Source organism: Hypericibacter sp. (assembly GCF_050729195.1).
Taxonomy (GTDB): domain Bacteria; phylum Pseudomonadota; class Alphaproteobacteria; order Dongiales; family Dongiaceae; genus Hypericibacter.
In genome coordinates this window covers 1-13964 of sequence record NZ_JBOHKS010000136.1, presented here as the reverse complement: position 1 = coordinate 13964, position 13964 = coordinate 1, and the positions used below count along the sequence as shown (strand labels likewise).

Annotated in this window: 12 protein-coding genes; 5 read left to right on the top strand and 7 right to left on the bottom strand. The window is 63.6% G+C overall.

Annotated elements, in window-relative coordinates:
- Positions 1-223 precede the first annotated feature (223 nt).
- From ACREE8_RS10735 to ACREE8_RS10715, 5 genes are all read left to right on the top strand, one after another.
- Positions 224-1246 (top strand): ABC transporter permease, encoded by a 1023-nt coding sequence (locus ACREE8_RS10735; RefSeq protein WP_431572984.1) that lies wholly within the window; start codon positions 224-226, stop codon positions 1244-1246.
- Positions 1247-1277: 31 nt separating this feature from the next.
- Positions 1278-2282: a sugar ABC transporter substrate-binding protein gene (locus ACREE8_RS10730; protein WP_431572983.1), complete on the top strand. Its 1005-nt coding sequence runs from the start codon at positions 1278-1280 to the stop codon at positions 2280-2282.
- 80 nt (positions 2283-2362) lie between these two features.
- On the top strand, positions 2363-4483 hold the full coding sequence (locus tag ACREE8_RS10725) for an ABC transporter permease (protein WP_431572982.1): 2121 nt from the start codon (positions 2363-2365) through the stop codon (positions 4481-4483).
- Entirely contained in the window at positions 4480-5562 is a 1083-nt protein-coding gene (locus tag ACREE8_RS10720; protein WP_431572981.1) for a hypothetical protein, read from the top strand. The genes ACREE8_RS10725 and ACREE8_RS10720 overlap by 4 nt, the downstream gene beginning before the upstream one ends.
- Entirely contained in the window at positions 5559-7064 is a 1506-nt protein-coding gene (locus ACREE8_RS10715) for a sugar ABC transporter ATP-binding protein (RefSeq protein WP_431572980.1), read from the top strand. Before ACREE8_RS10720 ends, ACREE8_RS10715 begins: the two co-directional genes overlap by 4 nt.
- A gap of 160 nt (positions 7065-7224) precedes the next feature.
- Here the strand turns inward: ACREE8_RS10715 and ACREE8_RS10710 are convergent, their stop codons facing one another.
- From ACREE8_RS10710 to ACREE8_RS10680, 7 genes are all read right to left on the bottom strand, one after another.
- The gene (locus tag ACREE8_RS10710; RefSeq protein WP_431572979.1) at positions 7225-8130 is read right to left on the bottom strand and encodes a dihydrodipicolinate synthase family protein; all 906 of its coding nucleotides are present in this window, start codon (positions 8128-8130) and stop codon (positions 7225-7227) included.
- 127 nt (positions 8131-8257) lie between these two features.
- On the bottom strand, positions 8258-9334 hold the full coding sequence (locus ACREE8_RS10705; RefSeq protein WP_431572978.1) for a LacI family DNA-binding transcriptional regulator: 1077 nt from the start codon (positions 9332-9334) through the stop codon (positions 8258-8260).
- A 196-nt stretch (positions 9335-9530) separates the two neighbouring features.
- Positions 9531-10289 carry an amino acid ABC transporter ATP-binding protein gene (locus tag ACREE8_RS10700; protein ID WP_431572977.1) on the bottom strand — a complete coding sequence of 253 codons (759 nt, stop codon included), beginning with the start codon at positions 10287-10289 and terminating at the stop codon, positions 9531-9533.
- Positions 10286-10954, bottom strand: a complete 669-nt coding sequence (locus ACREE8_RS10695) for an amino acid ABC transporter permease (protein WP_431572976.1) — start codon at positions 10952-10954, stop codon at positions 10286-10288. Before ACREE8_RS10695 ends, ACREE8_RS10700 begins: the two co-directional genes overlap by 4 nt.
- Before the next feature lie 80 nt (positions 10955-11034).
- On the bottom strand, positions 11035-11919 hold the full coding sequence (locus ACREE8_RS10690) for a substrate-binding periplasmic protein (protein WP_431572975.1): 885 nt from the start codon (positions 11917-11919) through the stop codon (positions 11035-11037).
- A 187-nt stretch (positions 11920-12106) separates the two neighbouring features.
- On the bottom strand, positions 12107-13240 hold the full coding sequence (locus ACREE8_RS10685; protein ID WP_431572974.1) for a Gfo/Idh/MocA family protein: 1134 nt from the start codon (positions 13238-13240) through the stop codon (positions 12107-12109).
- Positions 13241-13254: 14 nt separating this feature from the next.
- Positions 13255-13964 (bottom strand): TIM barrel protein (locus ACREE8_RS10680; protein WP_431572973.1); only part of this gene is annotated, 710 nt, incomplete at its 5' end.

The window sequence follows — 13964 nt, the reverse complement described above, 5'->3', positions numbered from 1 at the left end:
CTTCGTTCGCAGTTGCGGAACTCGAGTGACCCGCCGCGAGAGGCCAGGTCTCCGCGCGCCCAAGACGCGGGGTCGGGAGCTGAGCCAGCCGACAGGTCCGCGCTCCGATTGAGTCCATCGTCGCCAACTGCGCTACGGAGCAAATGGTATGCGCTGTGGTGCAAGCTGTCATACGGTTGACCTGATACGATTCAGAAAGAAAGCGGAAGGACTTAGCCGGCTGATGGGTGCTCGCGACGAAGAATCGCGACACGGGGGCTCCATGCTCGGATGGACAGGGCGCATAGCTTTGAATCAAGAGAAGATCGTGTTCTTGATCGCGATCCTTCTGTTTGGCGCCTTTTCGCTGTTTCTCAACGGATTTACCAGTGCCGGCAATCTCCTGACGCTGGTACGCGGTGTCTCCACGTTGGGCATCCTAGGCGTCGGGATGGCGATTCTCATCATCGGTCGCGGTATCGACCTTGCGATCGTCGCGATCTACGCGATGTCGGCCGGGTGGACGCTCCATCTTGCCAATGGAGGCATCCCGATCGCGCTCGCCATGCTCATCGGATACCTGTTCGCGTTATCGGCCGGCGTGCTCAACGGCGTACTCATCGCCTATATCGAAGTCCCTGCTCTCTTCGCCACCTTGGGCATGGCTTCGTTCGTCTATGGCTTTGCCCGCTACGCCCTCGTGCCGCTTTATGTGGTCTATATGCCCGACACGGCCTCCGGAATTGCATGGATCGGCAGCGGTTTCGTGTTCGGCGTGCCGGTTCCGATTCTTTTTTTCGCCCTCGTCTCCCTGCTTGGGTTTGCGTTCCTGCGCTTTACCAAACCGGGGCGGTTCATCTACGCGATGGGCGACAATTTTTCCGCTGCGCGCATGTCGGGTGCGCCGGTGCGTCCCATGATCGTGCTGCAATACGCGATTTCGGCGACGATTGCCTATCTGGCCGGCATGATCACGGCGACCGCCGTTGCCAGCATGAACACCAACATCGCGAATTCCTCGATGATCTACGACGTCATCCTGGTCGTCGTTCTCGGCGGCATCGGCCTTTCGGGAGGGCGCGGCGGTGTGCGCAACGTTGTCGTCGGCACTCTACTCATCGGCATCCTGCTGAACGGGATGACCATCATGGATATCCAATACACGCTGCAGGACGTGATCAGGAGTCTGGTCCTGCTGATCGCGATCGTGATCGACAGCATAGTCAATCCACGCGACGAACAGACTGCACAACAAGGCGACATATAAAAATGCGCCGGCTCACCAGGGAGGACGAAGCATGAAAATCGGAAATACCTTTGCCGCGGTTGCGGCCATCGTGTCGGCACTGGGAATTGCGAGTCTATCTATCGCCGCCGGCATCGACGACCCGAGACGTGTCGACTACTTCAAGACCTTCGAAGGCAAGACGATTGCCTTCGTGCCGGTCACGATGGGCATCGACCTGACCGACGGGTGGGCGTCGGTCTTGCAGGCCCAGGCCGACGATCTCGGGATGAAATTCGTGATCCGCGACCCTCATTTCAGTGCCGACGCGGGGGCCCAGGCCATCACCGCCCTGATTTCGGAAAAACCGGACGTCCTCATCGTCCACAACCCGGATATCCAGTCTTACGCGAAACTGCTCAAGCGCGCCGAAGAGGCCGGCATCCACGTAATCCAGGTCAACATGCGATCGAACTACAATTCGGATGCCTATGTCGGAGCGGATTGGATCGGCATCGGCGAAGCGGAAACGCAGGCGATGGTCGACAGGTGCGGCGCCGGAACGAGCCAGAAGATCGCCATCCTGCAAGGTCAGCCGACCTCCGGATCCGATAGCGGAATGATGAAGGGTGCCGAGAACATTCTGGCCAAACATCCGGAGATCACGGTCGTCTCCAACCAGGGTGCGGATTGGGACGCGACCAAGGCGCGCACGATCACAGCGACGGTCATTCAGCAGAACCCGGATCTGTGCGGCGTCGTCGGATTCTGGGACGTGATGGATCTCGGGGCGGCCGCGGCGATCAAGGAATCCGGAAAAAAGATCGCGCTGGTCACCTCCGGCGGCGGCGAGCAAATGGCCTGCGACAACGTGGAAAAGGGCGTGTTCGACGAGGAAATCGCTTATCCGGTCTTGGACCAGGGGCACGCCTTGGCCGTCATGGTCCAAACGGTTCTGCAGTCCGGACAGCCGGCCGGAAAGAATAAATTCGTCATCTACACGCCCTCGGTCAGGATCGCGAAGGAAACCCTCCATCCCGGTCTTTGCTGGAGCGCCCAAGCCATCAAGAAGAATTGACGACCCCGCAGACATCTTCCCTGAGGCGCTGAGCCGCGGAGTCGGCTCAGCGCCTTTTTTTTCCACGGGAAAGCGTCGAGATGATCGCCGAGTTGATCACCAGGCTGCGCTATCGATACTTCCCCGATCATATGGTCGGCGAGGTGCTCGGCAAGAAGTGGATGGACAACACGATTCCTGTCCTCCTTCTCGTCGCGCTCCTGTCCTATTTCGTGGGGACGATTCCCAATTTCGTCTCGCTCGGAAACCTCTCCGACACATCGCGCCAGATTGGCGAATTCGGACTGATCGTCGTCGGCATGACGATCGTCATGCTGGGCGGCGGCATCGATCTCAGCGTCGGTTCGACATTCGCCCTCGCGAACATCACGGCCCTGGCATTGTTCAACCTCGCCGGGTGGCCCACTCCAGCGGTCATCGCCGGGGCCATGGGTGTCGGAGCCCTCGTCGGCCTGATCAACGGCCTGCTGATCGGCTATCTCCGGCTGCGAGCGTTCTTGACCACGCTCGTCATGTTGACGCTTACGCGCGCGGTGGTCACCCTTCTTCTTCAGACGTATCAGGTGCAGATCGCCTCGAGCTTCGTCGAATCCGACCTCTGGGATTTCATAGGCACGGGATCTATCCTTGGCCTGCCTTTCAGCGTCGTGGTGCTGATCGTCGTGGCGGCATCGGCACACATCGTCATGAGCCGGCTCCGCGTCGGCTGGCGCATCATGGCGGTCGGTGGATCGCGCCGCTCGGCCTATAACGCGGGCATCCCCGTACGCTTCACGGTGTGTCTGACCTACGTCGTATCCGGGTTGCTCACCGGTTGTGCGGGGGCGCTTTATGCGGCGCGGCTCTCCGGCGCCGGTCCCGACACCGGGCTCGGCCTCGAGCTCGCTGCCGTGACCGCGGCGCTCCTCGGAGGCAACAGCATCGGCGGCGGGCACGGCTCCATCAGCAAGGCACTGATGGGGGCGATCATCGTATCGCTCCTGACCAACGGGCTGGTCAGGCTCGGGCTCGGAAACGGCTCGTCGCAAATGGCGGTCGGCATCGTGTTGCTGTTCGCGATCAGCATCAACGTACGTTGGAGCAAATGGCGACACAAAATTCAGTCGAAGGTTTATGTGTCCCCGGCCTATTTGGCTCTGCCCCCCGATCCGCCGATCGATCCGGGCTCGCCTTCGCCTTACGCCATGAACGATCGGCTTCGTGACGTCGAGGTCATTGGCCTCGGCGAAGTCGACGGGCCCGAAGACGTCATTCTCGATGCGGACGGCAACATTTATTGCAGCGTGCGCCAGGGCGATATCGTTCGCTTCCTGGCTCCCGACTACAAGCGATGCGAGGTCTATGCGCATGTGGGTGGCCGGCCGCTCGGCATGGCCATCGACAAGGACGAAGGTCTCGTCGTGTGCGTCGCCGGCATGGGACTCTATCGCGTCGACAAGCAGCGCAATATCCATAAACTGACCGCCGAAACGAACCGCTCGCGTTTGTCGGTCATCGACGATTCCCGCATGCGGCTTGCCGACGATCTCGATATCGCCCCTGACGGAAAGATCTACTTCAGCGAGGCCACGATCCGCTACGGGATCGAGGAATGGGTTGTCGATGCCCTGGAAGGGCGTGGCAACGGACGAATCATCCGTTATGACCCCGCGACGGACACCACGCGAACCATCAAGCGCGGCCTTCTCTTCGCGAACGGTATGTGCATAACGCACGACAACAAGTCGGTCCTGTTCGCCGAAACATGGGGCTGCAGGATCAGCCGATATTGGCTCGAGGGGCCGAAACAGGGTACGACCGAGGTCGTGCTCGATGGTCTTCCGGGATATCCCGATAACATCAATCGGGGATCCCGAGGAACCTATTGGGTGGCGCTCGCAGGCACGCGAACGCCATCCTACGATCTGGCGATGACGATGCCGGCCTTCAGACGGCGCATGGCAAGGCGCGTCGCCAGCGACCAATGGCTGTTTCCCAACGTCAATGTCGGCTGCATGGTGCGTTTCGACGCAGCCGGGCGCGTTCTCGAATCGCTTTGGGACTCGGCCGGCGAAAACCATCCGACGATCACCTCGATGCGGGAGCATCGCGGTTATCTTTATATCGGCGGCGTCACCAACAACAGGGTCGGGCGGATCAAGCTCCCGGATGCCGATCCGGAATGGACCGGCCCGGCATCCTATTGGGCAAATCGCCCATGAATCCGCTCCGGAAGTCCATGGACAGATGGCTCGGGCGTAGCGAAGCGTCCATCACGACGCCGCCGATGGACGGCGCCTTCCGCCCCAACGATCTTCTCGATTCGGCATCGACGGTTGTGGAAATGCCGGCGCCGGACTGTTTGGCCGCCACGTCGCGCGGCATTGTCGTCTCCTCAGGGCATTCACTGTTCAGTGTCGACGCGCCCGGAGGAAGCCCGGCCGCTTCCTTCGATGCCGAGATCAGCGCGTTGGCCGGTTTGCCGGATGGCGGCGCGGCCGTCGGCCTGAGCGACGGCAGGATCACCTTCGTCGGGGGCCAGCATGACGGAAAGACGATCGAGATCGGTCCCGAGGCAAGGTGCATCACCGCGCTCGCGCCCGCGCCCGACGGATCTCTGTTTGTCGCCAATGGATCGGCGTCGAACGGGCCGGCCGCGTGGAAACGCGACCTGATGGAGAAGAATGCCACCGGGTCTGTGTGGCGGATCGAACCCGCCGGCCGCGATCACCAGCAACTTGGGGGAAACCTGGCTTACCCCTACGGCCTCCTTGTGGAACCCGGCTCGGTCGTCGTCTCGGAAAGCTGGCGCAGCTCGCTGACGCGAATTGCGCCCGGCGCAACCGGCGGAAACGAGCGGGTACTGCAACACCTTCCTGCCTATCCCAGCCGCCTGGCGCGAGGCGTCGACGGTGGGATTTGGCTCGCCCTGTTTGCGCCACGAAGCCAACTCGTCGAATTCGTGCTGAGCGAGGACCGCTATCGTCGGCGCATGATCAGCGAGATCAACGCCGATCATTGGGTTGCACCCTGCCTTCGCGGCGGCCGGTCGCCCAAGGAGCCGACGCAACAGGGTGGCATGAAGCAGCTCGGGATGTTGAAGCCCTGGTCGCCCAGCCAGTCCTATGGGCTGGTAGCGCTTCTCGATCACGCCTACCGTCCGATCGCCAGCCTTCACAGTCGGGCGAATGGAAGGCGGCACGGCGTCACCAGCTGCCTGGCCGTCGGCGGGCGGATTTTGTTTTCGGCCAAGGGTGACGGGGTCGTCGCCTCCTGTGCTTATGAGGGCATGGCATCATGAGCGCTCCGCCGCTCCTGGAGATGAAAGGCATCGCCAAGGATTACCGCGGCGTTGCGGCGCTGAAAAACATCGACTTCGATTTGCGGCGCGGCGAAGTGCACGCTCTTTTGGGCGAGAACGGGGCCGGCAAGTCGACGCTGGTCAAAATCCTGTCAGGCGCGGTCACTCCAACCAGAGGCGAAATCCGCATCAACGGGGAGCATATCCATATCGCCGGCCCGACGGATGCAAGGCGATACGGGATCGCGATGGTCTATCAGGAGACCAGCCTCGTCCCCTCGCTGACAGTCGCCCAGAATCTCTATCTGGGTGACGAGAAATTCTATAACCGCCTGCGGGGAACCTATATCGAGGCGCAGCAGCTTCTTCAGTCGCTGAACTTTCCCGTGGATCCGGCTGCGATCCTTCAGTCACTCGGCACGGCCAAGCGGCAGATGGTCGAAATCGCGCGGGCCGTTCGCCTCAAGGCGAAGATCATCATATTCGACGAGCCGACCGCGACCCTGACGCCTGAGGAGAAGCATCATCTCTTCGCCCTGATCGACCGCCTGCGCAAGGAACAGGTTTCGGTCATCTTCATCAGCCACGCGCTGGAGGAAGCACTCGAAATCTCCGATCGGATTACCATCCTCAGGGATGGCGCCCATATCATCACCGCCGACGCCAACACGCTTTCCCGCGAGACGATCATCCGTCACATGGTCGGCCGGTCGCTGACCGATGAGCTTTATGGTCAGGTGACCGATGCCCGCGCGGTGCGCCGCCCCGGAGAAAGGATACTGAGCGTACAAAATCTCTCCATGCAGAACGTCGTGCGAAACAGCTCCTTCTCGATCTTCGCGGGGCAAGTCACGGGCATTTTCGGCCTCGTGGGCTCGGGCCGCACGGAAACGGCCAGGATCATCGCCGGCGTTGCCAAGCGGGATCTCTTCCATGGCGGCGAAGTCCATTTCGGCGGACATTCCGTGCGGTACCGGACGCCCCGTCAGGCGGTCAGCGACGGAGTCGTCTATGTCACCGAGGATCGCAAGGGTGACGGATACTTCGAGACGATGTCGGTCGCGGAAAACATTTATATCGGGCGGATTTCGAGCCGCGAGTCGCATGGAATCGCGGTGAGCATGAGCGAGATGCGCGCGCTCGCCGGCGGCTGGACGGAAAAGCTCAACATCAGGACATTGAATAGCGATGCGCGGGTCGTCGAACTTTCCGGCGGCAATCAACAGAAGGTGGTCATCGCCAAGGGGCTGGTCCAGAAGCCCAAGCTGGTCATTTTCGACGAGCCGACGCGTGGCGTGGATGTCGGCGCCATCGCCGAAATACACCAACTGATCGGCGCGCTTGCCGATGAGGGGCTCGCCGTGATCGTCATATCGTCCTACCTGCCGGAAATCCTGAGGTTGTCCGACCGTATTCTTGTTTCGAGACTGGGCCGAATCGTCGAGGAGCTTTCGCCGGCGGAGGCGACGTCGGAGGCGGTGATGTATGCGGCAGTTTATTGAATTTCGCGCCGATCGTGGGCGCCCTCGTCGCGAGCGATCGGAAGCCGTCCGAAACGAATTGGTTTAACGGAAGTACGGCCGCCGGGTCGTCATGATCCCGGCGACCGATGGCGCTGCCGACGAGGCCGGCCGGAGGCACGGCAATCGGCATGGCCGCGCTTCAGAGCTTGCCCAGCATCTCGGCATAGCGGCGCGCGGTCTCCAGGCCGAAGCGCGTGGGCGCTCCCGAAGGCCCGCGCGGCGCCGTCTCCGCGATGCTCAACCGGTGACCCAGCACCTGCTTGCCATAGATCAGGAAGGTCCCCATCGATTCCATCAGGAAGACCAGCAGCGGCAGCACGCTCTGGTAAAGCCGGTCCGCCTCCGCCATCGAGTCCGACTTGCCGCTCGCCATCAGATCGAAGATCCGCGTCGTGATGTCGAAGGTCTCGGCGCCCGGTATGAAGCCCACGGCGCCGGCCCGCATCGAATCGATCATCTCGACGCCGGCCCGGCCGTTGAACACGTCCATGGCACCATCGACCTCCTGCATCAGCTCGGCGATCGAGAGCGCCGTCGCCTCGAGCTTGACGATCGAGAGATTGGGGTGGGCCTTGTTCAGCGCCTTGATGCCGCCATGGCTCAAACCGATGCCGAGATATTCCGGCGCGTTCTGGATTCCGAGCGGCAGCGAAGATTTCTCCGCCACGGCCCCGAAAAAGCGGATGAGCTCGATCTCGGGCACGCCCTTGACCGGCGGCGGCTGCAGGATCACCCACTTCGCGCCGAGGCCGGCGGCGGCCTTGACGAAATCGCTCTGGCCCGCCGCCGTGACCTCCGCCACCGTGACCGCCAGCGGCACGCGACCGCCAATGTCCTCGGCCACCCATTCCATGACCGTGTGGCGTTCGACCAGCGACAGCTTGTTGACCTCGGTCGCGAGCCCCAGCACCGCGACGCCGTGGACCTTGTGCGCCAGCAGGGACGCGACCTGCTTGCGCATCGCGCTTCGGGACAGGTTGCCGTTCGCATCGAACAGCGCATAGACCATCGGGTAATTGCCGAAGAAGCCGGATCTGGTTTTCATGGGGACGCTTTCGAATCTCGCGTGGCGGGCGGAAAGTGGGCTTGTGTAACGTTAAACTAACGCTTCGCCGCGGGCCTGTCCATCGCTCCGGGGCACCCGTTCAGAAGGGCCGAACGGATCCGCGCCATCAGGTCGACCCGCCGCGCTGCAGCGTCACCGGATAGACGATGTCGGTCTGCGCGAAGCTGCCCTCGGCCAGGCGCTTGAGGATTTCGGACCCGCCGCGCGCGCCTATCTCGTAAGCCGGCGAACGAACGGTCGTCAGCACCGGGTCGGTATATTGCCAGAACTCGAAGGCGTTGAAGCCGGTGAGAATCACCTGGTCCGGAATCCTGATCCCGCGCGCCGCCAGCAGCTTCATGGCGCTGATGCCCATCTGGTCGTTGCCCGCCAGGATGGCATCGGGCAGCCCATGCGCCTCGAGATCCTGGGCCAGCGCCGCCTGGGTGCTGCGGAACTCGCCGTCGCCGCAGGTGACGATACGGAGTTCGGCACCGCTCTTCTGCCGCCGGATCGCCTCGCGAATGCCCTTGATGCGCTCGCCAATCGCCGGCCAGTACAGCGCCGGCACCAGCATGGCGAGGCGCCTGGCGCCGCCGTCGAGCGCCACCTGCCCCAGCATGCGCCCGCCTGCCCGGTCGTCCTGCCGGATGCTGCAGAGATCGACCGCCGGAAACTTCAGCGTCTCCTGGAACAGCACGATCGGCTGTCCCAGCCCCAGCAGCATCTCCACCACGCCGCGCCGGGTCGCATCGCTGCCGGAGAGCATCACGCAGATCGCGTCGGTGCGGATGTCGCGGACCATCGGGGAGCTCTTGAAAGCCGCGGCCGAATGCCCTTGCAGCAGCAGCGCATAGCCATTGGCGTTGAGATGATTGCCAAGGCCCGACACCACATGGGTGATGAAAGGGTCGGCCAGGTAGTTCGGCATGTCGTCCACGATCACCATGCCGATCGAAAGCCGCTTCGCCAGCCGCAGGCTGCGCGCCATCGTATGGGGCCGATAACCCAGCTTCTCGATCTGGGCCTCGATGCGCAGACGGGTCTCGGGCCGCATCGAACCGAGGCGGCCATTCATCAGATTGGACACGGTCATGGGCGAGACGCCGGAAGCCTCCGCCACGTCGCGCAAGGTGGCGCGGCCTCCCGCCGGCTTGCCGGCCGCTTTTGCCGCCGGGGCGCGCGGCGGACCCGCTTTCGCCACGCCCGCGTCACCAGCCGGGGATCTGGACGGGCCACGTTTCACGCCAGGCGATTTCGGGGATTTGCGTGCTGTCATCTGGGGCGGCCGAAGCCGGGGTTGGAGAATCCTTTCGGAGTCGATATCCGATCATAGCGAGTCACGCGGACCCGCGCTGCGGGGGCCGGGCGTCTCGGCGTCGGCCGCGGGACGAGAGCCTCTAGCCCTTGGCGGCCTCGAGCGGGGTCCGGTCCAGCACGGCGCGCAGGAACAGCTGCAGCCGGTCGCTTTGGGGCCGGGCGAACAGCGCGTCCGGCGGCCCTTCCTCGACGATCCGGCCGCCATCCATGAAGATGACCCGGTCGGCGACCTCGCGGGCGAAACCCATCTCGTGGGTCACGATCAGCATGGTCATACCCTGCTTCGCCAGCGCCCGGATCACCTGCAGCACCTCGCCCACCAGCTCGGGGTCGAGCGCCGAGGTGATCTCGTCCAGCAGCAGCAGTTTCGGCTCCATGGCCAGCGAGCGCGCGATCGCCACGCGCTGCTTCTGCCCGCCCGAGAGCTGCGAGGGAAACGCCTGGCTCTTGTCGGCGAGACCCACGCGCGCCAGGAGATCTCGGCCCCGGGCCTCCGCCTCGGCCCGGGACAGCTTCAACACCTGCACCGGGGCCTCGATCACGTTCGCCAGCACGGACATATGGGTGAAGAGATTGAAATGCTGGAACACCATGCCCATCCGCGCCCGCATGGCCCGCAGCTTGGGGCCCGGCACGACCGGCTCGCCCTGGAAGAGGACGCGACCGCCCGACGGCTCCTCGAGCCGGTTCACACAGCGCAACAGGGTCGATTTGCCCGACCCCGAAGGACCGATGATGGCGACCGTCTCGCCTTCCCTCACCGCGAGATCGACGCCGTCGAGCACCGTATGGGTGCCGAAGCGCTTGACCAGACCCTCGAGGACCAGGACGTCGCTCATCGCGGCGGCCGCCGGAGCTCGAGCCGGCGTGCCAGCCGGGATAGCGGGATGCAGATGGCGAGATAGATCATGCCGGCCACCAGATAGATATCCATGCTGCGGAAGGTCTGGCTCGCCACGTCATAGGACCGGTACATGATCTCCGGTACCGAGATGGTGAGCGCCAACGAGGTGTCCTTGATCAGCGAGATCAGATAGTTCGTGAAGGGCGGCAGCATCATGACCGAGGCCTGCGGCAGGATGATCCGGCGCATGACCTGCAGCGGCGACATGCCGAGGCTGGTCGCGGCTTCCACCTGGCCGCGGTCGACCGCTTCGATGCCGGCGCGGATGATCTCGGTGACATAGGCCCCGCCGAGGATCGAGAGGGTGATCACCGCGGCGCTGAAAGGATCGAGCCTCACGCCATAGGAGGCGAGCCCGAAATAAATCAGAAAGATCTGCAGCAGCGCCGGCGTGCCGCGGACGACCTCGACATAGATATTGCCGAGCCAGCGCAGCGGACGCTGCCTCGCCCCCTTGGCGAGGGCGCCCAGCAGGCCCAGCACCAGGCTGCCCAGCAGCGACAGCGCCGTCAGCTCGGCCGTGATGATGATGCCCTTCGCGACATAGGGCAGGTAGGTCAGGGCGAAGGTGAAGAAGTCGGTCATCGCAAGGGCGGTCAACCGGGCAGCGTCAAAAAAGGGGTGCGGCGGCTTGTGACCGCCACACCCCCGTCACGAGCGGTCTCGTTGCTGAAGCGAGATTACATCTTTCCAGTCAGATAGGCCGGGCTCGTGAGGCCGTATTTCGCCATGATGGTCTTGCCTTCGCCGGCATCGACCAGCCGCTTGATCTCGGCATCGAAGGCCTTGATCAACGACCCGGTGCCGTCCTTAGCGAAGACATAGAAAGTACCGGGCAGCATGTCGCTGCCGAGATACTCCGGCGGCATATATTCGACCACCTTGAGGTCGTAGCTTGGATTCTGGATCACGGCGTAATCGAAGGTGAAGCCCCACCAGATCGCCGCATCGACGCGGCCGGCCTTCAGATCCATCAGCATCGGATCGGCCGACTCATATTTGCGAATCTCGCCGGCGCCGAACTTTTCCTGGAGCTTGGTCGCTTCCTGTTCCTGCGCCGAGCCGCGCACGGTGCCCAGCACCTTGCCCTTCATGTCGGCGAAGGACTTGATCGAGCCGTCATCCTTGCGCGCGATCAGCACATCGACGCCGTACCAGATCGGCAGTTCGTTATAGGCCATCACCTTCTTGCGCTCTTCGGTGCGATAGAGCCCGACGATGGTGTCGACGCGGCCCGACTGCAGGGCCGGCGCCAGGGCCGAATGGGTCAGGATGACCGGATCGACCTCGACTCCGAACGACTTGCCGATCGCCTTGGTGAAGTCCGCATCGATGCCCATCCATTCGCCCGAACCGATATCGATCCAGCTCTCCGGCGGAATGCTGAAGGCACCGACACGCATATAGCCGCGCTTCTTGATCTCGGCGAGCAGATCGGCCGACAGGGCCGGCCTGCTGGTCGCGGCAACGGCCGCGGCGGCTGTCACGCCCGCCATGAAACCGCGCCGTGAGAGCGATCCGTTCAGTTTCAATCCGTTGAGTTTCGACCCCTTGAGCTTCGACATCGGCACGCCCCTCCTCTCGATGATGGTTCTTCTCGATCCCGCGGGCCCGGCACTCCAACCACCCTCGCCAAGGCTGCCCAGGTCGATTTAGTGTAACGTTAAACTTGAAAAACCAGCGAGTCAATCGGCCTAACCCCATAGGTCGGGAACGCAGGTTTGTAAGGACGAAAGGAGAAAGCCGGGAGGCCTAGGCGACCGTAATCCAGCACCGCTCGGCCGATGACCGCAACACCGCGTCCAGCACCTGGCCGATGCGCGCGGCCTCCGCGAGATCGGGCATCGCCGGCTCGCCCAGGCTTACGAGTTGCATCAGCTCGAAGGCTTCGATCACCTTATGGTCGTTGAAGCCCAGCCCGTGTCCCGGCGCCGGCAGGAAGTTGCCATAGGGCGGATGGGTCGGCCCCGCATAGATCGTGCGGAAGCCTTGGCGATCCACAGGATCGCGATCGGAGAAGAGCTTGATCTCGTTCATCCGCTCCCCGTCGAACTGGATCGCTCCGTGGGTCCCGGTGATCTCGTAGGTGATATCCATCCGGCTCCCGGTCGCGATGCGGCTGCTCTCGATATGGCCGGTGGCGCCATTGGCGAACTCGATCAGGAACTGCGCCTCGTCGTCATTGCCGACCTGGCGCATCTCTCTCGAGCCCGCGGCAACGGGCCGTTCCTTGATGACGGTGCGGGCCTGGCCGCAGACGGCACGAATTTCGCCGGCCAGATGCCTCGCAATCGAAACGATATGGCTGCCGAGATCGCCGAGCGCGCCCGCCTCGCCCGCGATCTTCGGGTCGCAGCGCCAGACGAAGGGGACAGCCGGATCGGCCATGTAGTCCTCGTTATGCGCGCCGCGGAAATGCACGATCTCGCCGATGGCGCCTTCCTGGATCAGCTTGCGCGCGAAGCCGATCAGCGGGTTGCGCAGATAGCTGTAACCGACGAGCGACTTGACCCCGGCACGCGCGGCCGCGGCGGCGATCTCGCTCACCTCGGAACCGCTCAAGCCGACCGGCTTCTCGCAATAGACATGCTTGCCCGCCGCGATCGCCGCCAGCGCCACCTCGCGATGCATGACGCTGGGGAAGCAGATATCGACGATATCGACGGCCGAATCCTCGATCAGCCGGCGCCAGTCGCCGCTGTGACGTGCGAATCCGAAGCGCGAGCGGGCGGAAGCCGCCAACGCCTCGTCGAGATCGGCGATCATCTCGAGACGCGGGAGCGCTGCGGCCTCGGGGAAGACCGAGGGCATGGTGCGATAGCCATAGACGTGGGCGCGCGCGATATAGCCGCTCCCCACCATGCCGATCCGGAGCTCGCGGGCCATGATGCCGGATCCCTTCAGGCGGCCTTGAGGCCGGATGCCGCGCAGAGATCGCGCAGATGACGGTTGCCCTGCTCTGCATAGGTGAAGGGATGGGCCACACGCGGATCCTGCTCGGCCTCCTGCACCAGCCAGCCGTCATAGCTGGCGCCGGCGAGGATCTTGAACAGCGCCTTGAAATCGACGATGCCGTCGCCGGGCGCCGTGAAGATTCCAGTCAGGACGGCCTCCGAGAAGCTGACGTCGCGGCTGGTTGCGGCCTTGAGCGCATAGCGGCGGATGTCCTTGCAATGGACATGCACGATCCGCTTCGCATGCCGGCGCGCCACCTTGATCGGATCGCCCCCCGAATAGGTCATGTGACCGGTGTCGAGCAGCAGGCCCACGGTAGGCCCGCTGTTCTCCAGCAGCCGATCCACCTCCTCGGCCGTTTCGATCACGGTGCCCATATGATGATGCACCGCCATCCGCACACCCGCCTCGGCCAGATGATCCGCCACCTGCGTGAAGCGCTGGCCGAGCTCGCGCCACTGCGCCGCGGACGTCAGGCGCGGCCGGCTCGAGGCCGGCGCGCCCACATGATTGATGATCTCGCCGGTAGTCTCGGCGAACACCATGACCGGCGCGCCCAGCGTCTTGAGCAGCTTCAGGTGATCGCGCATGGCCGCGATCTCGGTCTTGGCGTCGCGCTTCAGCAGTTCCGCGCTGTACCAGCCCGAGACCAGCT

Coding starts and splice junctions, on each gene's coding strand:
- ACREE8_RS10735 (WP_431572984.1), top strand. CDS start 224: ATGGGTGCTCGCGACGAAGAATCGCGACACGGGGGCTCCATGCTCGGA.
- ACREE8_RS10730 (WP_431572983.1), top strand. CDS start 1,278: ATGAAAATCGGAAATACCTTTGCCGCGGTTGCGGCCATCGTGTCGGCA.
- ACREE8_RS10725 (WP_431572982.1), top strand. CDS start 2,363: ATGATCGCCGAGTTGATCACCAGGCTGCGCTATCGATACTTCCCCGAT.
- ACREE8_RS10720 (WP_431572981.1), top strand. CDS start 4,480: ATGAATCCGCTCCGGAAGTCCATGGACAGATGGCTCGGGCGTAGCGAA.
- ACREE8_RS10715 (WP_431572980.1), top strand. CDS start 5,559: ATGAGCGCTCCGCCGCTCCTGGAGATGAAAGGCATCGCCAAGGATTAC.
- ACREE8_RS10710 (WP_431572979.1), bottom strand. CDS start 8,130: ATGAAAACCAGATCCGGCTTCTTCGGCAATTACCCGATGGTCTATGCG.
- ACREE8_RS10700 (WP_431572977.1), bottom strand. CDS start 10,289: ATGAGCGACGTCCTGGTCCTCGAGGGTCTGGTCAAGCGCTTCGGCACC.
- ACREE8_RS10690 (WP_431572975.1), bottom strand. CDS start 11,919: ATGTCGAAGCTCAAGGGGTCGAAACTCAACGGATTGAAACTGAACGGA.
- ACREE8_RS10685 (WP_431572974.1), bottom strand. CDS start 13,240: ATGGCCCGCGAGCTCCGGATCGGCATGGTGGGGAGCGGCTATATCGCG.